At 73.4% G+C, this 25064-nt stretch carries 24 protein-coding genes and 2 tRNA genes (1 of these 26 only partly in view); 9 read left to right on the top strand and 17 right to left on the bottom strand.

Annotated elements, in window-relative coordinates; genetic code table 11:
• On the bottom strand, nt 1–265 hold the start of the coding sequence (locus tag H1D33_RS00610; RefSeq protein WP_181569875.1) for an EamA family transporter. It extends 569 nt beyond the left edge of the window; 265 of the gene's 834 nt are visible here — the first part of the coding sequence; the start codon lies at nt 263–265; the stop codon falls past the left edge of the window.
• Nucleotides 266–291: 26 nt separating this feature from the next.
• Here H1D33_RS00610 and H1D33_RS00605 point away from each other — a divergent pair, with 26 nt between their 5' ends.
• Entirely contained in the window at nt 292–930 is a 639-nt protein-coding gene (locus H1D33_RS00605; protein ID WP_246411769.1) for a helix-turn-helix domain-containing protein, read from the top strand.
• Between the two features lie 24 nt (nt 931–954).
• On the opposite strand, the gene clpX is transcribed toward H1D33_RS00605, so the two are convergent.
• The 5 genes from clpX to H1D33_RS00580 form a co-directional block, all read right to left on the bottom strand.
• Nucleotides 955–2247: an ATP-dependent Clp protease ATP-binding subunit ClpX gene (clpX, locus tag H1D33_RS00600; protein WP_089158259.1), complete on the bottom strand. Its 1293-nt coding sequence runs from the start codon at nt 2245–2247 to the stop codon at nt 955–957.
• A gap of 226 nt (nt 2248–2473) precedes the next feature.
• Nucleotides 2474–3136, bottom strand: a complete 663-nt coding sequence (locus H1D33_RS00595; RefSeq protein WP_091069591.1) for an ATP-dependent Clp protease proteolytic subunit — start codon at nt 3134–3136, stop codon at nt 2474–2476.
• A 14-nt stretch (nt 3137–3150) separates the two neighbouring features.
• Nucleotides 3151–3792 carry an ATP-dependent Clp protease proteolytic subunit gene (locus H1D33_RS00590; RefSeq protein WP_089158260.1) on the bottom strand — a complete coding sequence of 214 codons (642 nt, stop codon included), beginning with the start codon at nt 3790–3792 and terminating at the stop codon, nt 3151–3153.
• Nucleotides 3793–3966: 174 nt separating this feature from the next.
• Nucleotides 3967–5313, bottom strand: a complete 1347-nt coding sequence (tig, locus tag H1D33_RS00585; RefSeq protein WP_181569876.1) for a trigger factor — start codon at nt 5311–5313, stop codon at nt 3967–3969.
• 148 nt (nt 5314–5461) lie between these two features.
• A tRNA-Pro gene (locus tag H1D33_RS00580) sits at nt 5462–5535 on the bottom strand.
• 125 nt (nt 5536–5660) lie between these two features.
• Here H1D33_RS00580 and H1D33_RS00575 point away from each other — a divergent pair.
• Nucleotides 5661–5734: transfer RNA gene (locus H1D33_RS00575), tRNA-Gly, on the top strand.
• A gap of 11 nt (nt 5735–5745) precedes the next feature.
• On the opposite strand, the gene H1D33_RS00570 is transcribed toward H1D33_RS00575, so the two are convergent.
• Nucleotides 5746–6393: an MOSC domain-containing protein gene (locus H1D33_RS00570; protein WP_181569877.1), complete on the bottom strand. Its 648-nt coding sequence runs from the start codon at nt 6391–6393 to the stop codon at nt 5746–5748.
• 123 nt (nt 6394–6516) lie between these two features.
• On the opposite strand from H1D33_RS00570, the gene H1D33_RS00565 reads away from it, so the two are divergent.
• Complete coding sequence (locus tag H1D33_RS00565; RefSeq protein WP_181569878.1) at nt 6517–9363, top strand: Hsp70 family protein; 2847 nt, start codon at nt 6517–6519, stop codon at nt 9361–9363.
• Between the two features lie 103 nt (nt 9364–9466).
• Nucleotides 9467–11578, top strand: a complete 2112-nt coding sequence (locus H1D33_RS00560) for a M14 family zinc carboxypeptidase (protein WP_181569879.1) — start codon at nt 9467–9469, stop codon at nt 11576–11578.
• A 144-nt stretch (nt 11579–11722) separates the two neighbouring features.
• Here H1D33_RS00560 and H1D33_RS00555 read toward each other — a convergent pair whose 3' ends face one another.
• Nucleotides 11723–12247 carry a hypothetical protein gene (locus H1D33_RS00555; protein ID WP_181569880.1) on the bottom strand — a complete coding sequence of 175 codons (525 nt, stop codon included), beginning with the start codon at nt 12245–12247 and terminating at the stop codon, nt 11723–11725.
• Between the two features lie 100 nt (nt 12248–12347).
• Between H1D33_RS00555 and H1D33_RS00550 the strand changes: the two genes are divergently transcribed.
• Together H1D33_RS00550 and H1D33_RS00545 are read left to right on the top strand one after the other, a co-directional pair.
• Nucleotides 12348–13568: a GNAT family N-acetyltransferase gene (locus tag H1D33_RS00550; RefSeq protein ID WP_307755284.1), complete on the top strand. Its 1221-nt coding sequence runs from the start codon at nt 12348–12350 to the stop codon at nt 13566–13568.
• 172 nt (nt 13569–13740) lie between these two features.
• Nucleotides 13741–14139 (top strand): hypothetical protein, encoded by a 399-nt coding sequence (locus H1D33_RS00545; RefSeq protein WP_181569882.1) that lies wholly within the window; start codon nt 13741–13743, stop codon nt 14137–14139.
• Between the two features lie 379 nt (nt 14140–14518).
• Here the strand turns inward: H1D33_RS00545 and H1D33_RS00540 are convergent, their stop codons facing one another.
• The 4 genes from H1D33_RS00540 to H1D33_RS00525 form a co-directional block, all read right to left on the bottom strand.
• Nucleotides 14519–14989, bottom strand: a complete 471-nt coding sequence (locus H1D33_RS00540; protein WP_181569883.1) for a ribose-5-phosphate isomerase — start codon at nt 14987–14989, stop codon at nt 14519–14521.
• Between the two features lie 75 nt (nt 14990–15064).
• Nucleotides 15065–16264: a DUF1015 family protein gene (locus H1D33_RS00535; protein WP_181569884.1), complete on the bottom strand. Its 1200-nt coding sequence runs from the start codon at nt 16262–16264 to the stop codon at nt 15065–15067.
• Between the two features lie 127 nt (nt 16265–16391).
• Nucleotides 16392–16724, bottom strand: a complete 333-nt coding sequence (locus tag H1D33_RS00530; protein ID WP_181569885.1) for a hypothetical protein — start codon at nt 16722–16724, stop codon at nt 16392–16394.
• 173 nt (nt 16725–16897) lie between these two features.
• Nucleotides 16898–17524: a mycothiol-dependent nitroreductase Rv2466c family protein gene (locus H1D33_RS00525; protein ID WP_181569886.1), complete on the bottom strand. Its 627-nt coding sequence runs from the start codon at nt 17522–17524 to the stop codon at nt 16898–16900.
• A gap of 231 nt (nt 17525–17755) precedes the next feature.
• On the opposite strand from H1D33_RS00525, the gene pepN reads away from it, so the two are divergent.
• Both pepN and H1D33_RS00515 read left to right on the top strand, forming a co-directional pair.
• The gene (pepN, locus tag H1D33_RS00520; protein ID WP_181569887.1) at nt 17756–20302 is read left to right on the top strand and encodes an aminopeptidase N; all 2547 of its coding nucleotides are present in this window, start codon (nt 17756–17758) and stop codon (nt 20300–20302) included.
• Nucleotides 20303–20385: 83 nt separating this feature from the next.
• Nucleotides 20386–20949 (top strand): Uma2 family endonuclease, encoded by a 564-nt coding sequence (locus H1D33_RS00515; RefSeq protein WP_181569888.1) that lies wholly within the window; start codon nt 20386–20388, stop codon nt 20947–20949.
• Between the two features lie 61 nt (nt 20950–21010).
• Here H1D33_RS00515 and H1D33_RS00510 read toward each other — a convergent pair whose 3' ends face one another.
• The 3 genes from H1D33_RS00510 to H1D33_RS00500 form a co-directional block, all read right to left on the bottom strand.
• The gene (locus H1D33_RS00510; protein ID WP_181569889.1) at nt 21011–21424 is read right to left on the bottom strand and encodes a DUF5130 family protein; all 414 of its coding nucleotides are present in this window, start codon (nt 21422–21424) and stop codon (nt 21011–21013) included.
• A complete protein-coding gene (gene ctaJ, locus H1D33_RS00505; protein WP_479686826.1) occupies nt 21411–21692 on the bottom strand; it encodes an aa3-type cytochrome oxidase subunit CtaJ in 282 nt (93 codons plus the stop codon). Before ctaJ ends, H1D33_RS00510 begins: the two co-directional genes overlap by 14 nt.
• 75 nt (nt 21693–21767) lie before the next feature.
• On the bottom strand, nt 21768–23231 hold the full coding sequence (locus tag H1D33_RS00500; RefSeq protein ID WP_181569890.1) for an amidase: 1464 nt from the start codon (nt 23229–23231) through the stop codon (nt 21768–21770).
• A gap of 170 nt (nt 23232–23401) precedes the next feature.
• Here H1D33_RS00500 and H1D33_RS00495 point away from each other — a divergent pair, with 170 nt between their 5' ends.
• Nucleotides 23402–24343 (top strand): poly(ethylene terephthalate) hydrolase family protein, encoded by a 942-nt coding sequence (locus tag H1D33_RS00495; protein ID WP_181569891.1) that lies wholly within the window; start codon nt 23402–23404, stop codon nt 24341–24343.
• Between the two features lie 71 nt (nt 24344–24414).
• Here the strand turns inward: H1D33_RS00495 and H1D33_RS00490 are convergent, their stop codons facing one another.
• Together H1D33_RS00490 and H1D33_RS00485 are read right to left on the bottom strand one after the other, a co-directional pair.
• Entirely contained in the window at nt 24415–24840 is a 426-nt protein-coding gene (locus H1D33_RS00490; protein WP_181569892.1) for a PIN domain-containing protein, read from the bottom strand.
• Nucleotides 24837–25055 carry a type II toxin-antitoxin system VapB family antitoxin gene (locus tag H1D33_RS00485; RefSeq protein WP_181569893.1) on the bottom strand — a complete coding sequence of 73 codons (219 nt, stop codon included), beginning with the start codon at nt 25053–25055 and terminating at the stop codon, nt 24837–24839. The genes H1D33_RS00490 and H1D33_RS00485 overlap by 4 nt, the downstream gene beginning before the upstream one ends.
• Nucleotides 25056–25064 lie beyond the last annotated feature (9 nt).

Genomic DNA, 25064 nt, shown 5'->3' with positions numbered 1-25064 from the left:
CCGCCATCACGCCGGTGGCCAGCGCGCGGTAGAGCAGCACGACGCCGGCGGCGCCGGCCACCCCGGCGAGCAGCCCCCAGGCCAGGTCGACGCCGGTCGGTGTGCCGGGCACCACGAGCACCAGCACGACCAGCAGCGGCAGGCTGAGCATCTGCGACACCACGGTCACGGCGATCGGGTCGGCGCGGCGCGACGCCTTGCCGCCGGAGAAGTCGGCCGTGCCGAACGCGATCGCGGACACCGCGGCGAGCACAATGGGGAGCATCCCGCAGTCGTACCACAATAGTGACCGTGAAGGACAGTATGATGACCGAGGCCGGTGGACGGGTGGGTGCGGTGACCGCCGCGGTCGCCCGGCAGGTACGCGAGCTGCGGGCCGCCCGCGGCTGGTCCTTCGAGGAACTGGCCGGCCGGTCCGGCGTCAGCAAGGGAATGCTGGTGCAGATCGAGGGCGGGCGGACCAACCCGAGCATCGGCACGCTGTGCCGCGTCGCCGACGCATTCGGCGTCAACATCGCGCAACTGCTGGAGCCGGCCGAGGAGAACACGGTACGGGTGACGTCGGCGGACGAGGCGCCGGTGCTGTGGCGCGGCGAGCACGGAGGCGCGGCGCGCCTGCTCAGTGGCATCGGCGAGCCGGACATGGTGGAGCTCTGGGACTGGCGCATGCGGCCCGGCGAGGCGTTGCACTCCCCCGACCACCCACCCGGGACCCGCGAGATCCTGCATGTGCTGGACGGAGCCTTGACCGTCACCGTCGACGGCGTCGACCACGCGGTGCGCGCCGGCGAGACGGTGGAGTTCCACGCCGACCGGCAGCACGGCTATCGCACGGTGGGCGACAGACCGGTACGCCTCATGATGGTGACGATCACCCCGTCGGGCGAGTGGGACCGGCGGACCAGGTCACGCGAACCGCGCCCGAGCTGACCCGGGCGCGGTCGCGACGGCGGCTCAGGCCGACTTCTCCTCGCGGTCCCGGCGACGCCGGCCGGTGAACTCGCGGGGCACGATCGTCGGGTTGACGTTCTCCAGGACGACCTCACGGGTGATCAGCACCCGGGCGGCGTCGGGGTTGCTCGGCACCTCGTACATCACGGAGAGGAGCACCTCCTCCATGATGGCCCGCAGGCCACGGGCGCCGGTGCCGCGGAGCATGGCCTGGTCGGCGATGGCCTCCAGCGCCGGCTGCTCGAACTCCAGCTCGACGCCGTCCAGCTCGAACAGGCGCTGGTACTGCCGGACCAGCGCGTTGCGCGGCTCGGTGAGGATCTTCACCAGGGCGCCCCGGTCGAGGCTGCGCACATTGGTGATCACCGGGAGCCGGCCGATGAACTCGGGGATCAGCCCGAACTTCAACATGTCTTCCGGCATGACCTGGCTGAAGATGTCGTCGGTCGACCGCTCCGACACCGACCGGAGCCGGGCGCCGAAGCCGGTGCCGCCGGAACCGGTGCGGGCCTCGATGATCTGGTCGAGGCCGGCGAACGCACCACCGCAGATGAACAGCACGTTCGTGGTGTCGATCTGGATGAACTCCTGGTGCGGGTGCTTCCGGCCGCCCTGCGGCGGCACGTTGGCGACCGTGCCCTCGAGCATCTTCAGCAGCGCCTGCTGCACGCCCTCGCCGGAGACGTCCCGCGTGATCGACGGGTTCTCCGACTTGCGGGCGATCTTGTCGACCTCGTCGATGTAGATGATGCCGGTCTCGGCGCGCTTGATGTCGTAGTCGGCGGCCTGGATCAGCTTGAGGAGGATGTTCTCCACGTCCTCACCGACGTAGCCCGCCTCGGTGAGCGCGGTGGCGTCGGCGATCGCGAACGGGACGTTGAGCATCCGGGCCAGCGTCTGCGCCAGGTGGGTCTTGCCGCACCCGGTCGGGCCGAGCAGCATGATGTTGGACTTGGCCAGCTCGACGCCGTCACTGCCGGAACCCGGCGCGCCGGCGGCCTCCGCCTGGATCCGCTTGTAGTGGTTGTAGACCGCGACGGCGAGCGCCTTCTTGGCCTGCTCCTGACCCACGACGTAGTTGTCGAGGAACTGGCAGATCTCCATCGGCTTGGGAAGCTCTTCCCACTTCACCTCGCCGGACTCGGCAAGTTCCTCCTCGATGATCTCGTTGCAGAGATCGATGCACTCGTCGCAGATGTAGACCCCGGGGCCCGCGATGAGCTTCTTGACCTGCTTCTGTGACTTGCCACAGAACGAGCACTTCAGTAGGTCGCCGCCGTCACCGATCCGTGCCACCTACGTTCTCCCTGCACTCATCGGCCGAAGCGCCGGCCCTGACCTGCGGGCGCGGTGGCGCCCGTCCGTCCCTGTCGTCCTGCTGTGCTGTCGGCTCCACCCGATCCGACCCGGAGCGGTACAGACCCGACGTTACCCGGTGGCCGGGTTTTCTCCGACCCCCAAAACGGGTGTGTCAGAGGTCGGCCGGGAACGAGCCCCGACCGACCTCTGAACCCGCACGTGCTCAGCCCGCGGCGTGAGTCGCCAGCAGACCCTTCTTGCGGCTGGTCAGGATGGTGTCGACCAGCCCGTACTCCTTGGACTCCTCGGCCGTCATGATCTTGTCACGGTCGATGTCCTTACGAACCTGCTCGATCGGCCGGTTGCAGTGGCGGGACAGCATGTCCTCCAACTGCGTCCGCATCCGCAGGATCTCCCGGGCCTGGATCTCGATGTCCGAACCCTGACCGTAGCCGCCCTCGGTGGCCGGCTGGTGGATGATGATCCGGGAGTTCGGCAGCGCCATCCGCTTGCCCGGGGTGCCCGCCGCGAGCAGCACCGCCGCCGCGCTGGCCGCCTGGCCGAGGCAGACGGTCTGGATGTCCGGCCGGACGTACTGCATGGTGTCGTAGATCGCCGTCATCGCGGTGAAGGAACCGCCGGGCGAGTTGATGTACATGATGATGTCGCGGTCCGGGTCGGTGCCCTCCAGCGTCAGCAACTGGGCCATCACGTCGTTGGCCGACGCGTCGTCCACCTGGACGCCGAGGAAGATGATCCGGTCCTCGAAGAGCTTGTTGTACGGGTTGGACTCCTTCATCCCGTACGACGTGCGCTCGACGAACGACGGCAGGACGTAGCGGTTGTGCACGGCCGCGAACTGGGGCGGCAGGCTCAGGTCGGTCATCGTCAGCTCCTCGATCAGCTCAGGGTCCCGGCGCCATCCGGAACCTGGGCGGCCCCGATGATCACCTTGTCGATGAAGCCGTAGTCCATGGCCTCCTGGGCGGTGAACCAGCGGTCGCGGTCCGAGTCCGCCTCGATCTGGGCCTGGGACTGGCCGGTGTGGTGCGCCACCCGCTCCTGGAACATCCGCTTGGTGTAGAGCATCTGCTCGGCCTGGATCGCGATGTCCGACGCGGTGCCGCCGAGACCGCCCGAGGGCTGGTGCATCATGATCCGCGCGTGCGGCAGGGCGTAGCGCTTGCCCTTGGTGCCGGCGCAGAGCAGGAGCTGGCCCATCGAGGCGGCCATGCCCATGGCCACGGTCGACACGTCGTTGTCGATGTACTGCATGGTGTCGTAGATCGCCATGCCGGAGTAGACCGAGCCACCCGGCGAGTTGATCCAGAGGAAGATGTCGCGGTCCGGGTCCTCCGCCGCGAGCAGCAGGAGCTGCGCGCAGATGCGGTTGGCCACCTGGTCGTTCACCTCGCTGCCCAGGAAGATGATCCGTTCCTTGAGCAACCGGTTGTAGACCGAGTCGTCGAGGTTGCCAATGGAGTCGCCACCGCGGGCCTCGATCGCCCGGAGCGACTTCTTGGGGATGTGCATGTCGGTCATGGCAGCCCTTCGCTCTCCGTACCGTCCTGTCCGACACTAACCGCTCGCCGTGCGGGCGCACTCCCGGTCGGGGCACTGTTCGCTCTCAGCGCAGTCACCCGCGCGGCGTACCCCGGAAAGGGTTTCGGCCGCCGCCCGGCGCACAGCGCGGGACGGCGGCCGTCGCCGCAACGATCAGTGCTGGTGGTCGTGCTCGGCCTCGTTCTGGGCCCGCAGCGCGTCGAGGGAGACCTCGTTGCCCGCCGCGTCCTTGATCTTGATCTTCTCCATCACCGCGGCGAGCGCCTTGCCCCGGCGGACGTCGCCGAAGACTGCCGCGGCGGCGCCGGAGCGGGCGAGCTGGTCGTAGTACTGCTGCGGGGCCATGCCGGCGCGCTGCGCCCGGTGCACGATCTCGTGCCCGAACTCGTCGTCGGAGACCTGCACGTCCTCGGCGTCGGCGAGCGTGTCCAGCAGGAGCTGGATCTTGACGCCGTCGGTCGCCGCCTCGGTCAGCTCGGCGTCGATCTGCTCCTCGGTCTTCTCCTCCGCGGCGAGGTATTCCTCCAGGGAGGCGCCGATGCGCTCGAGCTGGTCGACCATCGCGGCCTTGCGGCTCTCGACCTCCTCCTTGACGACGCCCTCCGGCGCCGGCACCTCGGCGGCGGCCACCATCTGCTCGAGGGCCTTGTCGCGGGCGGCGTAGATCTGCTCGACCTGCTTGCCGCGGGTCACCCGCTCGCGCAGGTCGCCGCGCAGCTCCTCGATCGTGTCGAACTCGCTGGCCATCTGCGCGAAGTCGTCGTCCAGCTCGGGCAGCTCCTTCTCCTTGACCGTGCGGACGGTCACCGCCACGTCCGCGTCGCGGCCGGCGTAGTCGCCGCCCACGAGCTGGGTGGTGAAGGTGGTGCTGTCGCCGGCGGCCAGGCCGACCAGCGCCTCGTCCAGACCCGGCAGGAGCTGCTTGCTGCCGACCTCGTGCGAGATGTTGCTCGCCGAGCCGCCGGGGACCTCCTCGCCGTCGACCGTGGCGTTCAGGTCGATCTGGACGAAGTCGCCCTCCTGGGCGGCCCGCTCGACGGTCTTCAGCGTGGCGAACCGCTCGCGGAGGCCGCTGATCTGCTCGTCGATCTCGCTGTCGGCGATCTCGATCTCGTCGACGGTCACCTCGATGGTGGCCGGGTCCGGCAGGGTGATCTCGGGCCGGACGTCGACCTCGGCGGTGAAGTTGAGCGAGTCACCGTCGTTGAACTCGGTGATGTCGACCTCGGGGCGGCCGAGCGTCTTGAGGTCGTGCTCGCGGACCGCGGCGAGGATGTTCTGCGGGATGGCCTCCTGGATCGCCTCGTTGAGGACGGTCCCCCGGCCCACCCGCTGGTCGATCACCGCGCTGGGAACCTTGCCCCGGCGGAAGCCGGGAACCTGGACCTGCTGGCCGATCTCCCGGTACGCCTTCTTGAGGCTCGGCTCGAGCTCGACGAACGGCACCTCGATGGCGAGCCGCACGCGCGTCGGGCTCAGAGTCTCGACGGTGCTCTTCACAGGCGTACTCCTTGACGGATCTGGGTGTCGGTTCTGGGGCGTGATTGCGCGCATCGAGTGTAGGCGAGTCGGCCTGCGGCGTCGGCAGGGCCCGGTCACCGCGCGGAGAAACCGGCGGTTCCCGGGACGATCCGGTCGCGAACGACAGTCGGGGTGGCGGGATTTGAACCCACGGCCCCTCGCTCCCAAAGCGAGTGCGCTACCAAGCTGCGCCACACCCCGTGGCGACGAAGAGTGTATGCCGTCCGGACCCCCGGGTGGGTGACCGGGGCGCGGGTGGGCGCTGCGCGCCCGGTTCCCGGATTGGGTAGGCTGTCGCATGCGCGCCCCGCCGCAGCGGGGTGCTCGCGGGCGTAGCTCAATGGTAGAGCTTCAGTCTTCCAAACTGACTACGCGGGTTCGATTCCCGTCGCCCGCTCCACCACCCGCCGGTCAGGACAGCCGCCGACGGATCCGCTCCCGGTCCTCCGCCGGCAGGGCGTCGGCCACCAGCAGCCGGGGCAGCAGCTCCGGCTCCGAGGTCACCGCGCGAAACAGGAACGCCACCGTCACCTCGTGCCCGGGCCGGTGCACGACCTCCACCGGATCCCCGGCGCGCACCTCGCCCGGCTCCACCACCCGCAGGTAGGCCCCGGGCACGGCGGCGGCGGTGAACCGCCTGATCCAGCCCCGCTCGCCCAGCCAGCCCTGGAACGTGCCGCACGGGATCCGCGCGCAGGAGACCTCCAACACGACGTCCGACCCGATCCGCCACCGCTCGCCGACCAGCGCGCCGCTGACGTCCAGGCCGGCGGTGGTCAGGTTCTCGCCGAAACTGCCGTCGCCCAGCGACCGGCCCAGCTCCGCCTGCCACCGGTCCAGATCCTCCCGGGCGTACGCGTAGACCGCCTGGTCGGCGCCGCCGTGGTGGGCCACGTCGTAGACCCGGTCGCCGGCCAGGCCGACCTCGCCGGTGCCCTTCGGGCCGGGCGCGGTGACCGCGACCGGGCCGTCGACGGGTCGCTTGTCGATGCCGGTCGACCCGATCCCCTTCCAGGGGTTGGGCTGCGGCCGGCCGACGTTCACGGAGAGCACCCTCATGGTCCGCGACGGTAGGCCGGGCGCCGGCGAGCGGCCAGTGAATTCCCGGGCCGGAGTGCGCGGCGGCGCGGGCTGCGTACGATGCGGGCCGGACATGCCCGCGTCGGCCGGAGGTAGCGACGGATGTCAGGCCAGCAGGACGGTTTCGCGCTCGGCGTGGACCTCGGCACCTCCAACACGGTGGCGGTGCTGCGCCGGCCGGACGGGACCACCCGACCGCTGCTCGTGGACGGCCAGCCGATCCTGCCGTCCGGCGTGTACGTCGACGCCGGCGGCCACCTGCACGTCGGGCGGGACGCCCACCGCCTCGCCCAGGCCGACCCGGCCGGCTACGAGCCGAGCCCGAAGCGGCGGGTCGACGAGGAGACCGTCGAGCTGCGCGGTCGCGCGTACCGGCCGGCGGAGCTGCTGGCCGCGACGCTGCGGGCGGTCGCGGACGCGGCGGTGGCCGCGGTCGGGCACCTGCCCCCGGCGGTGGTCACGCACCCGGCGGCCTGGACACCCGAGCGCCGGCGGGTGCTGCACGACGCGGTGGAGCTGGCCGGCTGGCCGGCGGCGGCCGAGCACACGCTCGCCGGGCCGATCGCGCCCGGCACCCGGCTGCTGCGCGAGCCGGTGGCCGCCGCCCGCTACTACACCCAGGTGCTGCGCCGGCCGGTGCCGGTGGGCGGCGCGGTCGCGGTGTTCGACTTCGGCGGCGGGACGCTCGACGTGGCGGTGCTGCGCAACGAGGGCGCCGACCCGTGGGGCGACTCCGGCTTCCAACTCGTCGCCACCGGCGGGCTCGCCGACCTGGGCGGGCTCGACCTGGACGCGGCGCTGCTCGGGCGGCTCGGGGAGCTGGTGCGGCCGACCCACGGTCGGCAGTGGGCCCGGCTCACCGAGCCGGCGACCACCGCCGACCGGCGGGACCGCCAGCAGCTCTGGGACCACGTGCGCGGCGCCAAGGAGATGCTCTCCCGGGCCATGGTCGCGCCGGTGGCGGTGCCGGGGGTGGAGGCGGCCGTCCCGCTGACCCGGGCGGACTTCGAGCGCCTCGCCGCGCCGCTGCTCGCCCGCGCGGTCGCGGAGACCCGGAGCGTCACCGCCGCCGCCGGGCTGCGCCCGGAGCAGCTCGCCGGGCTGTTCCTGGTCGGCGGCTCGACCCGGGTGCCGCTGGTGGCCCGGCTGCTGCACGCCGAGCTGGGCGTCGCGCCGACCGTGCTGGAGCAGCCGGAGCTGCCGGTGGCCGAGGGGGCGCTGACCGACCTGCCGCTGCCCCGGCGGGCCGGCCGGCCCGCCGGACCCGTCCCACCGGCACCCGTGCCGCCGCCGGCCGCACCCCCGCAGGCCGCACCGGCGCAGGTGACGCCGGCGAACGGGCACGCGGACACCGTCCCGGGCGCGGTGGAGCGGGAGACGACGGTCGCGCACGCGACACCGGCCCCGACCCGGGAGGACCGGGCCGGCGGGTACGCGGCTCCCGGCGGCCCGCACGGCACGCTCGTCGCCGACCCGCCCGGGTACGCCCCGGCCGGCAACCGGCAGCCGGCGGGGTACCCGGCTGTCGGCGTACCCCCGGGGTCGCCGGCCGGTCCCGGACCCTGGTCCGGCGCTCCGGCCGGCGGCGCGACGCGCGGCGGCGGCCGGCGGGGCCGCTGGCTCGCCGCGGGCGCCGGCCTGGTGGTCGTGGCGGTGGCCGCCGCGACGTTGCTGTGGGTGTTCCGGGACCGGCACCCGGCGCTCGACTTCCACACCCCGGAGCTGGTCGGGACCGTGACCGTGGGCGACGAACGGCCCGGCGCGATGTTCACCGCGACGCTCGGCGACCGCGCCTACCTGGCCTGGTCGCGGCCGGACGACCGGCTCACCGTGCGGGCGGTGGACGCCGCCACCGGCCGGAAGCTCTGGGAGGAGCCGACCGGGGTGAGCGCCGAGCGGTGGGTCGGCATCCGGGCGCTGCCCGACGGCGTCATGGTGCTCGCCGACGCCTCCGGGTCGAGCACGTCCCGGCCGCTGGCGGTGCTCGACGGCGACTCCGGCAAGCAGCGGTGGACCGTCGAACTGGCCGGGGACGACGAGATCTTCCTCGGCGCCGGCACGCTGGTCCGGTTGGACCGCGCCGGCGACAAGCTGGTCGGGTTACGGCTGGACGACGGCCGGGAGCGGTGGACGCGGGGCAACCCGCGCACCGAGTACGGCGACGCCCGCACGGTGGTGGTGCCGGTCGCCACCGGGGAGGCGCTGGACGGCGCGTCCCGTCCGGACGGCTCGCCGCTCGCGCCGTGGTCGGGCGAGGCCGACCGGCTGGTGCAGGTGGGCGCGGACCGCTCGGTGCGGGTGCTGGCCATGGAGAGCGGGAAGATCCTGCGCGACCGCGGCAACGTGGCCGACCTCGACGACCCGCTGGCCGCCCGCGACGACCGGCTGTACGTGGCGGAGGGCGACCGGGGCCTGCGCCTGCTCTCCTACGACCTGGGCAGCCTCGGCACGCCCGACGTGCTCTACGAGGCCGACGCCCGGGACAGCCGGGCGAAGGCGCTGGTCACCTGCGGCAAGCACCGCGCCTGCCTGCTGGAGGTACCCGGCGCAGGCGCCGACGGCACGCAGGTGGTGGCCGTGACCGAGGGCGAGGGCAGCCGGCACTGGGCGGCCCCGCAGGCGGCGCGGCTGGTCCCGCTCGGCGAGCACCTGCTGGCCGAGCGGACCCTGCCCCGGAACTCGGTGACGGTGTTCGCGCCGGACGGGAAGCCGGTGCTGCGCGAGCGTGACGGGGTCGCGGTCCGGCTGAACGCCGGCAACCTGCTGCTGTTCGACAAGGAGCCGAGCGCCTACGAGGACGACCGCGTGCTGGCCGGGTTCGCGGTGGACGGCAAGCCCGTCGAGATGGGACAGGTGAAGCAGATCCGCAGCGAGTCCTGCTCCTGGAACACCGAGATGCTGGTGTGCGGCGCGGACAAGGAGTTCCGGCTGTACCGGTTCGCCGGCTGAGCGTTCGCGCCGGTTCGCCGGCCAGACCGAAAGTGAGCTTGACAGCGGTCGATGCCTCGACTGGTCTGGACGTCAGTGAGATCGACGTCCGTCAGGAGGCACCTTGTTCGTCCGACGACGGTGGACCGCGCTCGCCACCACCAGCATCCTGATCACCGCCGGCCTGTTCCATCCCGACCCCGGCGTGGCCGCGCCGGCCGCTCCCACCATCACCCTGGCGCCCGCCGAGACCGCCCTGGTCCGGGTGCGACTCGCCGACGAGGCCCAGCTCGCCCGCCTGGTCGCCGGCGGCGCGGACCTGGCCAACCGGCCCCGGTCCCGCGACGGCCACCCGGTCGCCGACCTCGTCCTCACCGGCCGGCAGCTCGCCGACCTCACCCGGCAGGGCGCGACCGCGGTGCAGATCGTGCAACGCGCCGACGACGGCGCCCGGCGGCTCGCCGAGAGCGCCCGCGCCGCGCAGGCCCGCACCCGGGCCGGGCTCCGCGCCGCCGACGGGGCCGACACCCTCCAGTTCCTGCAGGCCTACTGGTGGACCACCGGCGGGAAGACGTTCCTGCAGGCCCAGGTGGCCACCACCGCCACGGACGACCCGGACGTAGAGATCACGGTGAGCTGGCGCACCTCCGACGGGGCCACCGGCTCCTTCCCGCTCTACCGGTTCGAGGACTCGGGCGAGTACCAGTACCACTACGCGCTGCCGCAGCCGGTGCCCGGCCGTCCGTTGCAACTCACCGCCACCTCCAGCCTCGGCGGGACGAGCCGGCCGGTCACCCCCACGCTCTGGCCGAACGCGGCACCGCCGCCGCAGCCGGCCGGCTACCAGAAGGACTTCATCGACGCCTACCTGACGCCCGTCGACATCAAGGCCCGCATCGCCCGGCTCGGCCGCCAGTACCGCGACCTGGTCGACGTCATCGACCTGCCGAACCGCACCCAGGGCTACCGCCGCACCGCCGCCGCGTACCTGGGCGACCCGGCCGTCGCCGCCGTGGTGGTGGAGTCGGTCCGCTTCGGCGACCAGGGCATGAACGGCGTCCAGGCGCGCACCGTCGACCCGGGCCGGCCGAACCGGCCGTTGACCGTGCGCTACCGCGACCGGGTGCTCACCGTGTCGCTGGCCACCGACGGCGCCGGCAAGGTGACCAGCACCACCGACGACGTCGCCGCCGCGATCAACGCCCGGCAGGGCACGCGCCTGCGGGCCACCGTCGAGGACGGCTCGGCCGGGCTGCCCATGCCGGTCGCCGGACCGGTACGCCTCGACGACGGGTTGCAGGGCGCCGAGGTGCCGGCCCGCCCGTGGACCGTGCAGGCGCTGCGCATCGGCAAGCATCGCGACGGCTCCCGGATCGGGGTGCTCGCATACTCCCAGGAGCACGCCCGGGAGTGGGCGACGCCGCTGGTCACGCTGGAGTTCGCGGAGCGGCTGCTGGCCAACGCGCGCACCGACGCGGCGACCCGCGACCTGCTGGAGCAGGTGGACGTGTTCGTGATCCCGACGGTGAACCCGGACGGCGCGAACTACTCGTTCCACGACTACAACTTCCAGCGCAAGAACCTGGTCAACCACTGCGCCGGCACGGCCCGCGACCCGAGGTACCGCACCAGTTGGGGCGTGGACGTCAACCGCAACTACACCGTCGGGTCGCTGTTCGACGGCTACGTGGGCGCCAGCGCCAACTGCCTGTCCGGCAACTACGCCGGCACGGCGGAGCTGTCCGAGGCGGAGAGCCGCAACGTGATCGACCTGGCCAAGGCGCACCCGAACATCAAGTTCGCGATGAACGTGCACTCCTACGGCGGCTACTTCATGTGGCCGCCCGGGGCGTACCGGGCCGACGGGCGGGTGACGCTGCCGCGCCCGTCGATCGACGAGTCGACGCTGTTCCTGGCCAGCGCCCGCCGGATCGTCGGGGCCATCGCCGCCGAGCGCGGCACCGTCACCTGGCCGTCGCAGACCGGCCCGGTCGCCGACGTGCTCTACTCGGCGGCCGGCAACTCGGCCGACCAGCTCTACTACGAGCTGGGCATCTTCGCCTGGGACTTCGAGGTGGGCAACGACAGGTGGAACGAGGCCACCGGGCAGTGGGAGGGCGTCGGCTTCCAACCGCCCTTCGACGAGGCGCACGGCGAGTCCCAGGAGTACGCCGGCGGCCTGATCGAGCTGGTCCGGGTGGCTCGCGACCACGCGGCCGCCTCGACCACGCCCTGACCGCTCATTCCGACGGGCGACGGATGAACCGGACGGGGCCGGGTAATGCCAGCGCCGTCCTGGAGGAGTGACGACCGGCGTCGCGGCGTACCGCGACCGAATGTGCGGGCGGGCGGCGTGGTGCCGCCCGCCCGCGCCGGTCCCTCAGTTGCCGGTGACCCAGTTCCAGGCGGAGACCACCCACTCGGTCTGCTGGAGGTAGGCCACCCCCACCCCGGCCAGGAAGAGCGCGGTCAGCATGTGCGCGCCCCGGGCGCTGCGACGCACCCGGCCGAGCTGCCGCTCCAGGACCAGCCGGCCGACCAGCCGGGTCAGCGCGAACAGGCCGACTGCGGTGAGCAGGCTGAGCACGAACGTGACCAGCGGCGCCACCAGGTTGCCCCGGCCGGAGATCGCCCAGATGCCCCAGCACACGAACGCGAACAGGGCACCGGCCGCGCTCCACTCCCCGCCCCGCCGCGCCTGCGCCAGGTGCCAGCTCATCGACCGGCGCGGCGCCGGCTCACCGGCCCAGTCGCCGTGCTCCACGGTGGGGAACTGCTCGGTGCGGGGCGTGCGGCGCTGGCCGACCGCCGCCACCCCGCGCCGGAACGCGTCCCGCTGCCCGGGCACCTGCTGGGGCGGCACCTCCACGGTGCGCTCCGCCCACGGCTGTGTCTGGTCCGCCATCTTCCGTCCTCCCCCTCGACCGACGTCGGCCTCCGGTTCCGAGGGTAGCCACCCGGCAAATAGGGTGCCGACCCCCAGGGTGATGGGGTACACACGGGCGATGACCGACGCGGTGGTGCCCCGGGCCGAGGACTTCGACGAGATCGCCGCACTGCTGGCGCTGGCCTTCCACGGCGATCCCGATCCCGATGTGCACGAGGTCGAACGCCCGATCTTCGAGCCGGACCGGTCGCTGCTGGTCCGCGACGGCCGGACCGCGGTGGCGCACGCCGCCGCGTTCGGCCGCGACCTGACCGTCCCCGGGGCGCAGGTGCCCGCCGCGCACGTCAGCATGGTGGCGGTGGCGCCCACTCACCGCCGCCGGGGCCTGCTCAGCGGGCTGATGCGCCGGCAGCTACGGGAGATCCACGACGCCCGCCGGGAGCCGGTCGCGGTGCTCTGGGCCAGCGAGGGTCGCATCTACCCGCGGTTCGGCTACGGCTCCGCGGCCCAGCGGCTGGTGCTGTCCGCCGACACCACCGGGCTGCGGCTGCCCGCCCCGACGCCCGCCGAGGGCACGCTGCGCCTGGACCGGCCGGCCGCGCACGCCGGCGAGCTGGCCCGGGTGTACGAGCAGGCGCGCGCCGACCGTCCCGGCTGGTCCCGGCGGGACGAGCGCTGGTGGGCGTACGTGCTGGCGGACGTGAAGAGCCGCCGGGGCGGCGCCACCGAGCGGCGGGTGCTGCTGCACGACGGGCCGGACGGGCTCGACGGGTACGCGCTCTACCGCACCCGGGAGGACTGGCCCGGCGACATCCCCCGGGGCGAGGTGCAGGTCGGCGAGGTGGTGGCGCACACGCCGGAGGCGTACCTGGCGCTGTGGCGGCTGCTGCTCTCGGTCGACCTGACCCGCCGGCTGACCTTCCCGGTCGCCGCGCTCGACGAGCCGCTGCTGCGCCTGGTGGACGAGCCCCGACAGCTCGCCCCGGTGCTCGCCGACGGGCTCTGGGTGCGGGTGGTGGACGTGCCGGCCGCGCTGGCCGCCCGCCGCTACGCCGCCGACGTCGACGTGGTGGTCGAGGTCGCCGACGACCTGCTGCCGGAGAACACCGGCCGGTGGCGGCTGGTCGGCGGCCCGACCGGCGCCGAGTGCACGGCCACCACCGCGCCCGCGGAGCTGGCCTGCGACGTCCGCGCGCTCGGCGAGCTCTACCTGGGCGGCGCCACCCCGGCCGCGCTGGCCGCCACCGGCCGCGTCCGCGAGGTGACCCCCGACACCCTCACCCGCCTGACCCCCGCCCTGACCTGGCACCGCTCCCCCACCCCCATGGAGAACTTCTGACCCCACCCGCCCCGCACGCCCCGCACGCCCCGCCCGCCTCGTCGATCTTGGAGTTGTGGCACCTGCGTTAACGGGATCATTCCGACATCGCAGGCGCCACAACTCCAAGATCGGCGGGACGAACGGCTCCGGAGGGGCGGGTGGGGAGGCGGGTGGGCGGTACGGTCGGGGGGTGGGTGAGGCGGAGCGACGGCGACGGCGACTGCGGCATCACGGCGAGGCGCACGAGCCGGCCGACGCCGCGGAGACGAGCGCGAGCACGGCCGGCGTGCACGACGACGTCGCGCCCCGGCCGTCGCACGGTTCCCGGCGCGCCGAGTCGGATACGCCGGACGACGGCTCCCGGCCGCCACGCGGCAGCCGGCGCGGCGCCCCGTCCGCCGACGAGGGCGAACGCGGTCTGCGGGGCCTCGTCGGCTCCGGGTCCTCGCAGGTGAGCGTGGCCGCCGCGATGCGGGCCCGGGACGCCGCCCGGCCGACCGCCGACGACCTCGCCCAGGCCGAGGAGCGGGTGGTGCTGATCCGCCGCAACTGGGTGCCCCGCGAGGAACTGCCCCGCGCCGGACGCTGACCCCAGGGGGTCACGGGGGGCCGACGGGCTGCGCCGCGCTGCCGAACAGGTTGCGCCGAGGCAGGCCGCCCTGGTCACGCCACGCCAGCCGGGCCGAGCCGAGCCACGCCAGCCGAGCCACGCCAGCCGGGCCGAGCCACGCCAGCCGAGCCACGCCGAGCCGAGCCACGCCAGCCGAGCCACGCCGAGCCGAGCCACGCCAGCCGAGCCACGCCGAGCCGAGCCGAGCCAAGCCGAGCCAAGCCACGCCGGGCCACGCCGGGCCGAGCCACGCCGGGCCGGGCCACGCCGAGCCGGGCCGGGCCACGCCGAGCCGGACCCGACCCCGCCGGGCGGGCGGGGCAGCCGGCCCGGGCGCGGCGGGTCGGCGTCGGACGGGTCAGGCGGGCAGTTCCGGCAGCTTGCGGCTCTGCTCGTAGTCGGCGACCTGGGCGATCCGCCGGCTGTGCCGGGGGTTGCCGGAGAAGGCCGTGGTCAGGAACGCCTCGACCAGGGCGGTGGCCTCGTCCAGCGTGTGCTGCCGGGCGCCGATCGCGACGATGTTGGCGTCGTTGTGCTCCCGGGAGAGCTGCGCGGTGTCGACGTTCCAGGCGAGCGCCGCCCGGACGCCGGCCACCTTGTTCGCGGCGATCTGCTCGCCGTTGCCGGAGCCGCCGATCACCACGCCGAGGCTGCCCGGGTCACCGACCACCCGGTCGCCGGTGTGCAGGCAGAACGCCGGGTAGTCGTCGTCCGGGTCGAAGGCGTGCGGACCCACGTCCACCACCTCGTAGCCCTGCTTGGCCAGGTGGTTGGCCAGGTGCACCTTCAGCTCGAAGCCGGCGTGGTCGGATCCCAGGTAGACGCGCATACCGCGCAGTCTGACAGGCCCGCCTCCGGAATCGGCGCCGGGGCGTCGACCCGGAGGCGGTACGTCACACGCCGGTCAGCGGGGCAGCTCCGCCACCACCAGGCCGGCCCGCGCCTTCGGGGTGAACCAGGTGCTCTTGCGCGGCATCTTCTCCCGGGCCAGGTTGACCGCGACGAAGTCGTCCACGGTCACCGGCGCCACCAGCACGGCCAGCTCGGCCCGGCCGGCGTCGACCTCACCGGTCAGCCAGCTCGCCGGGTAGTCGCCCCCGACGTAGTTGATCCGCTTGTCGCCCGGGTCGAGGCCCAGCACGTCACGCAGCAGCAGCCGCTCGACCAGCGCGTGGTCCAGGTTCTCCAGCCGGCCGGCGCCGACGTGCGGCAGCGTCACCGCGTACCCCCGGCCGGCGAGGTGGAGGTGGACGGTGCCGCCGGTGGTCGGGACGCCGACCGGGCCGGCGGTCTCGGTGACCTCGGCACCGGCGGCGCGGAGCCGGTCGAGCAGCTCGTCCGGCGTGGTGGTCAGCTCGCTGACCAGCCGGTTGTAGGGCTGGATGGCGACCGACGCCGGCGTGGTGATCACCGAGAGGAAGCGCGGGAAGCCGCCGGTCTGCGCGGCCAGGCTGCGGTGGTTGCCGTCCGCGACCACCAGGTCGCCGCCGCCGGCCAGCGCGGTCAGCTCGTCCTGCGCCGGGCCGGGGCCGAGCAGCCAGATCGCGTGCGTCCGGCCGGACTGGTCGACGTCGGTGGCGGCGGGCGCGCCGGCCGACTCGGTGGCCGCCGCGAGCGCGGCGTGCAGCTCGTCGCCGCGCCCGGTCTGGAGCAGGAGTACGGGCGAGAGCAGGTGACCGAGCGCCTCGGCCAGCGCGACGCGCTCGCGCACCTTCGCGATGAACACGTCCTCGTTGCGGATCACCAGGCCGGGCTCGTCGGCGCGGGTGGAGATCTGGTCGGTGTCGACCATGGCCCACAGCCCGTACGCGTTCTCCTCGCCGGGCGCGCTGATCCGGTAGAGCACCACCACCTGCTCGGCGGGGGTGTAGCTGCCGTCCGCCTTGGCCTCGGTGAGACGGGCCACCGCGTCCGGGAGGGAGTCGAGGAACGACTTCCCGACGCTGTCCGGTGCCCGGTGGGGCATCTCGATGCCCAGGGCGCTGTGCGGATTGGCCGCCACGATGGCGGTGATCTCCGCGTCGTCGGCGAACTCGTCGTAGTTCTGCGCGCCGGTGCCGCCAGTGGTGATCCAGGCCCGGGCGATCGGATGCACGACCGTCATGCCCGCTGACGCTACCCGCGCCCGCCCCACCCCCGTCACCGGACTCGCCCCCTTCCACCAGGTGAAAGGAGGGGGCCCCGGTTAACGCTTCCGGTAGAGGCGGGGGCCCCGGTTAACAGCCGGGCGCTCAGGCGACGGGATCGCGGTGGCGACCAGGACCGGCCGGGCGGCGGGGCGGTGCGGACGGGCGGGCGCCGGCGTTGAGGCGTACCGTCGTCGCCCCCGCCGCGGCGCCGCCGGACCGGGTCGGCGGGCGACCGGCGCGGCCCGTCTCGGGCGGGGTCATCCGCGAGGTGGCCACGACCCGGGCCACCCCGACCACGATCGGCGGTGCCACCAGGTCGGCCAGCTCGGCCGGCTCGGCGGGCCAGTCGCCCTCGGCCACCGACCAGTACGTCGCACCGGAGTCCTCGGTCACCGGTGGCGGCGCGTCGTCGGACAGGCGGCGGTGCTTACCCATTGAGAATGCCTCCAGGGAGCTGCCGTGGTGCGGCCGCGCACGGGGCCGCCGGCTGGGACATCCGGTGAAACGAGCCCCGCACCGGCCCGGTGACGGGCGGCGCGGGGCTCGGCGTTGTTAAGCGGGGCCCCCGCCTCTACCAAATGCGTTAAGCGGGGGCCCCTCCTTACACCTCAGTCGAAGATGGGGGGCTGGGTGCGGGTGCGCTTCAGCTCGTAGAAGCCGGGGGTGGCGCTGACCAGCAGCACGCCGTCCCACAGCCGGCCGGCCGCCTCGCCCTTCGGCGCCGGCGTGATCACCGGGCCGAAGAACGCGACCTGGCCGGTCCCGTCCGGGCCGGGCGCGTGGACCACCGGCGTGCCCACCTCGGTGCCGACCGGCCGCATGCCGGCCTCGTGGCTGGCCCGCAGCGCGTCGTCGTACTGGGTGGACTCGGCGGCGTCGGCGAGCCCCGGGTCCAGCCCGACGTCGGTGAGCGCGCCGACCAGCATGTCCCGGCCCAGCTCCTCCTTGCCCAGGTGGATCCGGGTGCCCATCGCGGTGTAGAGCTTCGCCAGCGTCTCGGCGCCGTGCGCCTGCTCGACGGCGATGCACACCCGCACCGGACCCCAGCCCTTGGTCATCAGCTCCCGGTACTCCTCCGGCAGCTCCCGCCCCTCGTTGAGCACGGACAGGCTCATCACGTGGAACCGGATGTCCACGTCCCGGACCTGCTCGACCTCCAGCAGCCAGCGGGAGGTGATCCACGCCCACGGGCACAGCGGGTCGAACCACATGTCCGCGGTGACACGTTCGGTCACGGTGTCGTCCCTTCACGTCTTTCCCCGCGCCGGAACCCCGGCGCCTTCATCCTCAGATCCTCACCCCGCGCACCGTCGACCGGTAGCGGAATGAGAGCGTGACCTCGCCCACCGAAGGCGGTGCGTGCATGGAAGACTCGGTCCTGCGCCGGCCGTCACGAGCGGTCCGGGCCGGAACCGGTGCCGCGGGGCGCGGCGAGACGAGTGGGATGGAGACGAACAGTGCCGGGAGTGCGCAACCTGACCCAGGTCGAGGCGACCGAGCGGGCCCGCCTGCTCGAGGTGACCGGGTACGACATCAGCCTTGACCTGTCGACCGCCGTGCAAGCGACCGGTCGCACGTTCCGCTCGGTGACCGAGGTCCGGTTCCGCTGCACCGAGCCGGGGGCGACCACCTTCATCGAGACGGCCGCCGACTCGGTGCGCTCGGCCACCCTCAACGGCGACCCGGTCGACCTGTCCGACTGGTCCGCCGAGAAGGGCCTCACGCTGACCGGCCTGGCCGCCGAGAACGTGCTCGTGGTCGACGCCGACTTCGCGTACTCGAACAGCGGGCAGGGCCTGCACCGCACCGTCGACCCGGTCGACGGCGAGACCTACCTCTACAGCCAGTTCGAGACGGCCGACGCGCAGAAGGTCTTCGCCTGCTTCGACCAGCCCGACCTGAAGAGCGTCTACACCTGGCACGCCACCGTCCCGGACCACTGGAAGGTCGTGTCGAACATGCCGGTGGCCCGCGAGGAGGCCGCCGGCGAGGGCATGAAGACGCTGCACTTCACCGTGTCCGAGCGGATGAGCACCTACATCACCGCGCTCTGCGCCGGGCCGTACCACGAGGTGCGGCACACCCACGACGGCATCGACATGGGCTACTTCTGCCGGGCCAGCATGGCCCCGCACATGGACGCCGACGACCTGCACCTGATCACCACGCAGGGCTTCGACTTCTTCCAGGAGAAGTTCGGCGTGCGCTACCCGCTGCCCAAGTACGACCAGCTCTGGGTGCCGGACTTCAACGCCGGCGCGATGGAGAACTTCGGCTGCGTCACGCACGCCGAGTCGCACTACATCTTCCGCTCGCAGGTCACCGACTTCGAGTACGAGCAGCGCGCCAACACGATCCTGCACGAGCTGGCGCACATGTGGTTCGGTGACCTGGTCACCATGCGCTGGTGGAACGACCTGTGGCTGAACGAGTCGTTCGCCGAGTGGGCCAGCCACTGGTGCAACACCCACGCCACCCGCTTCACCGACGCCTGGACCACGTTCCTGTCCATCCGGAAGAACTGGGGCTACCGGCAGGACCAGCTCTCCTCCACCCACCCGGTCTACTGCGAGATGCCGGACCTGGAGGCCGTCGAGGTCAACTTCGACGGCATCACGTACGCCAAGGGCGCCAGCGTGCTCAAGCAGCTCGTCGCGTACGTGGGCGAGGAGCCGTTCCTGGCCGGTCTGCGTGCCTACTTCGGCAAGCACGCGTGGGGCAACGCCACCTTCGACGACCTGCTGTCCGAGCTGGAGGCGGCGTCCGGCCGGGAGCTGCGCAAGTTCGCCGCCCAGTGGCTGGAGACCGCGCAGGTCAACACGCTGCGCCCGGAGGTGACCGTCGGGGCCGACGGCACGTACGAGCGGGTGGTGGTCCGGCAGGAGGCGCCGGCCGGGCACCCGACGCTGCGCACGCACCGGATCGGGGTGGGCCTCTACGACCTGGCCGACGGCCGGCTGGCCCGCCGCGAGCTGGTCGAGGTGGACGTGACCGGCGAGCTGACCGAGCTGTCCGCGCTGCACGGCAAGCCGGCCGCCGACGTGCTGCTGCTCAACGACGAGGACCTCACCTACACCAAGCTGCGGCTGGACGAGCGGTCCATGTCGACGGTGGTGCAGCACATCTCCGGGTTCGACTCGTCGCTGGCCCGGGCGCTGTGCTGGACGGCCGCCTGGGACATGACCCGGGACGCCGAGCTGGCCGCCCGCGACTACGTGGCGCTGGTGCTGGCCGGGCTGACCGCCGAGACGGACATCAACCTGGTGACCGCCACGCTGCGTCAGGCGACCACCGCGCTCACCTTCTACGCCGACCCGGCGTGGGCGCCGACCGGCTGGGCGGACCTGGCCCGCACCGCGCGGACCGCGCTCGCCGCGGCGGAGCCGGGCAGCGGTTTCCAGCTCGCCTGGGCCCGCGCGTACGCCTCCTCGGCCCGCTCCAGCGAGGACCTGGCGACGCTGCGCGGCTGGCTGGACGGCAGCGGGGTGCCGGACGGGCTGACCGTCGACACCGAGCTGCGCTGGACCGTGCTCCAGTCGCTGGTCGCGAACGGCGCGGCCGGGACCGCCGAGGTGGACGCCGAGCTGGCCGGCGACCGCACCGCCAGCGGCGAGCGGGAGGCCGCCTACGCGTACGCCCTGGTGCCGACCGAGGCGAACAAGGCGTCGGTGTGGGCGCAGCTCACCGGCCCGGACCCGCTGCCGAACTGGCGCAACCGGGCGCTGCTGCAGGGTCTCACCCACCCGGCGCAGGCGGAGCTGACCGCCCCCTACCGGGAGCGCTACTTCGCCACCGTGGACCAGGTCTGGGCGCAGCGCGACAGCGAGCCGGCGCAGGAGTTCGTGCAGCTCGCCTACCCGTCGTACCTGGTCGACGAGGACACGGTGGCGGCCACCGACGCGTGGCTGGCCCGCGACGGCCAGCCGGCGTCGCTGCGCCGCCTGGTGGCGGAGGGCCGCGACGGCGTGGTCCGCGCGCTGAAGGCCCGCGAGCGGGACACCCGCAGCGCCTGAGCAGGGGCACGACGGCCGGGGCCGGCGTGGGCGCAGCCCGCGCCGGCCCCGGCCGTTTATCGTGTACGGAGGAGGTGGACGTGATGGCACAGCCGACCCACGAGTGGCATCCGCGTCAGCGGCCGTGGCAGGAGGAGGACCTGTCCGACCTCCCGGAAGACGGGAACCGCTACGAGATCATCGACGGGAGCCTGCACGTGACCCCGCCGGCCCTGCCGGAGCACCACGAACTCGCGGACGACATCCGGATGGCCCTGCGCCAAGTCGCCCCAGAGGGGTGGCGGGTGATTCGCGAGATCGGAGTACGAGTGCCCGAGGGCAACTTGATCCCGGACATCACCGTTCTCAAGTCGGATGCACCTCGGAAACAGATGTGGGCAGAACCGGCCAACGTTGCCCTGGTCATCGAGGTGGAGTCGCCCAACAGCCGGCGACATGACCGGTTCACCAAGCCCGCGCTCTATGCCGAGGCCGGCATCCTGCACTACTGGCGGGTCGAGCAGGGGGACTTCGGCCCGGTCGTCTACCGCTATCAATTGGTCAAGGGCGTGCACTACGACCTGGTCGGGACTCTCGGCCCCGACGATCCGGTGCACATCGACGAGCCTTGGCCGATGCGGCTCGACCCCTCCGCCTGGCCCCGCTGACACGACGAGAAAGCCCGGCCCACGCGGTACGCGGGCCGGGCTTCGTCGTGGCTGCGGGCGGTCAGCCCTTGCCGGCGTGGCTGGCGAGCTGGTCGAGGCCCTGGATGACGCCGCCGGCCAGGTCGCCGCCGCCGAAGGAGGCCACCATGGAGAGCGCGGCCAGCTTGGTGTACGTGTCGGGGATGCGCTTGCGCGCGTACTTGCCGGTGACGATCTCCAGCTGACGCTGGTTGGGCGACACCGCGATCAGCACCGAGCGGTCCGGGTCGGCGAGCTGCCGGTGCAGCCGCTCGGCGTGTTCCCGGATCGGCTCGTCGAGGCCGCCGACGTAGACCGAGAAGACCAGGCCGGTCCCCTGGTCGGCGAGGCGCAGCGCCTCGTCGATGCGGAGCAGTTGCCGGGTCGAGAACGGCCCGTCCAGCACGTCGGGCGGGGTGCCCGTCCCGGTCGTGGGCCGCGCTTCACCAACGGTCACTTGCGCCTCCGGTTCCACTGGCCGGTGCCTCCCGGCCGGCCTGCTCCTGCTTGCGGCTGGTCAGCGCCGGCGCCTGCGCCCCGGCGGTCAGCGCGGTGCCGGCCGAGTCGGCCAGCTGCTCCGGACGGCCCAGGAACCAGACCGGAGTGAAGTCGAAGGGCCGCCCCGGCCGGTAGCGCTTGGCGCCGCCACCGCTGCCACGGCTGCCGGCGGCCGCCAGACCGGCGATCACCAGCACCGCGGCGGCCGGGATGCCGACGAAGAACACCAACGTCTCGGTAACAGACAATCCCAACGCCCCCAGGCGGAAAGAGACCAGGAATGTTCCGGGTCGGGTGGACGGTCACGACGGGCCGCGCCCGACCTCGCTTGTGATGTTCACGTTAGCGGAGTCGACGGCCCGCCAGATTGCGGGGTGCTGATCCCATCCGCCACACCAGTGCTCCAGTTGCGCGGCAGTGGCGGTCAATGTCGCGTCGTCGCCGTACCGGCCGGTGAGCAGCACCCCGACCGGCAGGCCCTCGGCGGTCCGGCCGACCGGCAGCGAAACGGACGGATCGCCGGTGACGTTGAAGACCGCGCAGTAGGGCGAGAAGCGCCGCTGCCTGTCGAAGTCCTCCGCCGGGTCGAGCGCGGCGAACGCGCCGACCGGCGCCTGCGGTGCGGACAGCGTGGGGCAGAGCAGCAGGTCACAGCCGGCGGTACGGCGTACGCCGTGGCGTACCTGCACCTGCAGCTCGCCGAGCGCGGCCATCAGCCGGGACGCGCCGACCGCCTCGCCGCGTTCGCGCAGGAACCGGGTCAGCGGCAGCAGCTCGCCCTCCCGGCCGGCCGGCACCGGGGCGAGCGCGAGCGCGTACCAGACGGTCTCGAACATCGGCCAGGCCTCCGGGCCGAGTGGCGCGGGAACCTCGACCACCTCGTGCCCGGCGTCGGCGAGCAGCGCGGCGGCCCGGTCGACGGCGGCCACGCAGTCGGGGTGGACCGGCTCGTCGGCGAGCATCCCGGCGGTGAAGCGGCCGATCCGCAGCCGGCCGGGGTCGGCGGCGCGGGCCGCGCCGAGGTAGCCGCCGGCGGGCGCGGCCGGCGGCAGGTAGGGCTCGCCGGGCACCGGCCGGGCCAGCACGTCGAGCAGCGCGGCCACGTCGGCGACGGTGCGGCCGATCGGCCCGTTGGTGGGCAGCCCGAACGCGCCGAAGCCGAGCGGCCCGCCGGAGACCAGCCCCCGGCTCGGTTTGTGCCCGACCAGGCCGCAGAGCGCGGCCGGGATGCGCAGTGAGCCGCCGCCGTCGGAGCCCTGCGCCACCGGCGCCAGGCCGGCGGCGACCGCGGCGGCCGCGCCGCCGCTGGAGCCACCCGCGGTGTACGCCAGGTCCCACGGGTTGCGGGCCGGCGGCGCGACCCGCCCCTCGGAGTAGAGCGAGCAGCCCAGCTCGGAGGTGGTGGTCTTGCCGAGGCTGACCAGGCCGGCGTCGCCCAGGAAGCGGACCACGTCGGCGTCGACCGGCGGCACGAAGTCGGCGAAGGCGGCCGAGCCGAACGTGGTGCGCACGCCGGCGGTCAGCGTGAGGTCCTTGATCGCGGTGGGCACCCCGTGCAGCGGCCCGCGCGTGTCGGCCGGGGCGGCGTCGGCGGCGCGGGCGGCGGCCCGGGCGCGCTCGGCGGTGACGGTGACGAACGCGCCGACCGTGTCGCCGAGCGCGTCGACCCGGCGCAGGTGGTGCTCGACCAGCTCCACGCTGGACAGCTCGCCCCGGCGGATCGCGGCGGCCTGCTCCAGCGCGGTCAGGTCGTGCGGCTCGGCCATGCCACCATCCTGCCCGTTCGGCGGCGGGACGGCCGGGCGACACGGCCGGGGCCCATACCCGGCTGGCATGACCGGATCGGGATTGCCGGGCCGGGGCGCGGACGCGGACGATGGCCGTATCGATCGACCTAAGTCGATGTCGCCGCAACCACCACCCCAGGGAGCGCGCCGTGCAACCCGTACCCGACCCGCAGAGCACCCCACCCCCGACCCGCCGTCTTCCGCGGATCCTCCGCCCGCTGCTCGCCCTGGCGCTGACCGCCGCCGGTCTCGCCGCCCTGCCCGCGGCACCGGCCGGGGCCCGCGACGGCGCCCCGGCCACGACGCTGGCCGCCAACCCCTACGAGCGGGGCCCCGCGCCCACGACCGCCAGCATCGAGGCCACCCGCGGGCCGTTCGCCATCGCGCAGACCACCGTCGCCGCGTCGAGCGTGAGCGGTTTCCGGGGCGGCACGATCTACTACCCGACCAGCACCGCCGAGGGCACCTTCGGCGCGGTCGCCGTCTCCCCCGGCTTCACCGCCAGCCAGTCCTCCGTCGCCTGGCTCGGACCACGCCTGGCCTCCCAGGGCTTCGTGGTCATCACCATCGACACGCTGTCCGTCTACGACCAGCCGGCCAGCCGCGGCACCCAACTCCTGGCCGCCGTGGACTACCTGGCCACCACCAGCACGGTGCGCGCCCGGGTGGACCGGAACCGGCTCGCCGTGATGGGACACTCGATGGGCGGCGGCGGCAGCCTCTCGGCGGCGAACGCCCGGCCCTCGCTCCAGGCGGCGATCCCGCTGACCGGCTGGCACACCGTGAAGAACTGGTCGTCGGTACGCGTGCCGACGCTCGTCATCGGCGCCGAGAACGACACGGTCGCGCCGGTGTCGTCGCACTCCGAGCCGTTCTACACCAGCCTGCCGGCCACCCTGGACAAGGCGTACCTGGAGTTGAACGCGGCGAGCCACTCCGCGCCGACCTCGCCGAACGTGACGGTCGCGAAGTACAGCATCTCCTGGCTCAAGCGGTTCGTCGACGACGACACCCGCTACGAGCAGTTCCTCTGCCCGGCGCCCCGGGGCAGCGCCATCGAGGAGTACCGGGACACCTGCCCGCACTCCTGACCCGGCCCTACGCATGGTCGGGTGCGTCCGTCGTCGCCCCGGCGACAACGGACGCACCCGGAGCGATGCGTTCAGGAGAGGGTGCCGGGCGGGGCCACCCACTCCGATCGCGGGCCGCCGACGTCGGCCAGCAGATCGAAGTCGCGGTCGTAGTGAAGGACGGTCGCGGAGTGTTCGGCCGCGACCGCCGCGACCGTGAGGTCGACCGGGCTCGCGGCCCGGTGATACCCCCGCGCGGTGAGTGCCAGTTGCAGGTCCCGGGCGCGAGTGGAGACGGCCGTGGTCACCGGAAGCTCGACCATGAGCTGGGCGCGACGGGCGCGGATGGCCATCGCGTCACGAAAGTCCCGCGCGCTGCGACCGTCCTCCAGGTCGAGCGGGAGACATGTCGCCGCCAGTCCTTCCTCCAGGACGGCGCTCACCCTCTTGGCCACGACGGGCAGCCGAAGCCGAGCCCATGCCGAGGTGTCGATGAGATAGAGGCCGGCAGTCGTCACGCCGCGTTCTTCTCGCTGTCGGGCATCTTGTCGTCGTCGACGATGCCCGTCCAGTCGCGGTCGATCGACAGCAGTTCCCGGATCGCCTCCATCCGCTCGCCGCGCTCGGCGACCAGCCGCAACGCCGCGTGGATCGTGTCCTTCTTGCTCTTGGTGCCGAGTTCACGCCGGGCGCGCTCGAGCAGTTCGTCGTCCAGGTCGATGACAGTCTTCACGAAGCGATT

Origin of the sequence: Micromonospora ferruginea, from assembly GCF_013694245.2 — a bacterium.
In the GTDB taxonomy this organism is placed as follows: domain Bacteria; phylum Actinomycetota; class Actinomycetes; order Mycobacteriales; family Micromonosporaceae; genus Micromonospora; species Micromonospora robiginosa.
The sequence above is the reverse complement of the archived record's forward strand: the minus strand, read 5'-3'. Positions and strand labels throughout refer to the sequence as shown.

Coding starts and splice junctions, on each gene's coding strand:
- H1D33_RS00595 (WP_091069591.1), bottom strand. CDS start 3,136: ATGACCGACCTGAGCCTGCCGCCCCAGTTCGCGGCCGTGCACAACCGC.
- H1D33_RS00590 (WP_089158260.1), bottom strand. CDS start 3,792: ATGACCGACATGCACATCCCCAAGAAGTCGCTCCGGGCGATCGAGGCC.
- H1D33_RS00570 (WP_181569877.1), bottom strand. CDS start 6,393: ATGAGGGTGCTCTCCGTGAACGTCGGCCGGCCGCAGCCCAACCCCTGG.
- H1D33_RS00565 (WP_181569878.1), top strand. CDS start 6,517: ATGTCAGGCCAGCAGGACGGTTTCGCGCTCGGCGTGGACCTCGGCACC.
- H1D33_RS00555 (WP_181569880.1), bottom strand. CDS start 12,247: ATGGCGGACCAGACACAGCCGTGGGCGGAGCGCACCGTGGAGGTGCCG.
- H1D33_RS00550 (WP_307755284.1), top strand. CDS start 12,348: ATGACCGACGCGGTGGTGCCCCGGGCCGAGGACTTCGACGAGATCGCC.
- H1D33_RS00540 (WP_181569883.1), bottom strand. CDS start 14,989: ATGCGCGTCTACCTGGGATCCGACCACGCCGGCTTCGAGCTGAAGGTG.
- H1D33_RS00535 (WP_181569884.1), bottom strand. CDS start 16,264: ATGACGGTCGTGCATCCGATCGCCCGGGCCTGGATCACCACTGGCGGC.
- H1D33_RS00530 (WP_181569885.1), bottom strand. CDS start 16,724: ATGGGTAAGCACCGCCGCCTGTCCGACGACGCGCCGCCACCGGTGACC.
- H1D33_RS00515 (WP_181569888.1), top strand. CDS start 20,386: ATGGCACAGCCGACCCACGAGTGGCATCCGCGTCAGCGGCCGTGGCAG.
- H1D33_RS00500 (WP_181569890.1), bottom strand. CDS start 23,231: ATGGCCGAGCCGCACGACCTGACCGCGCTGGAGCAGGCCGCCGCGATC.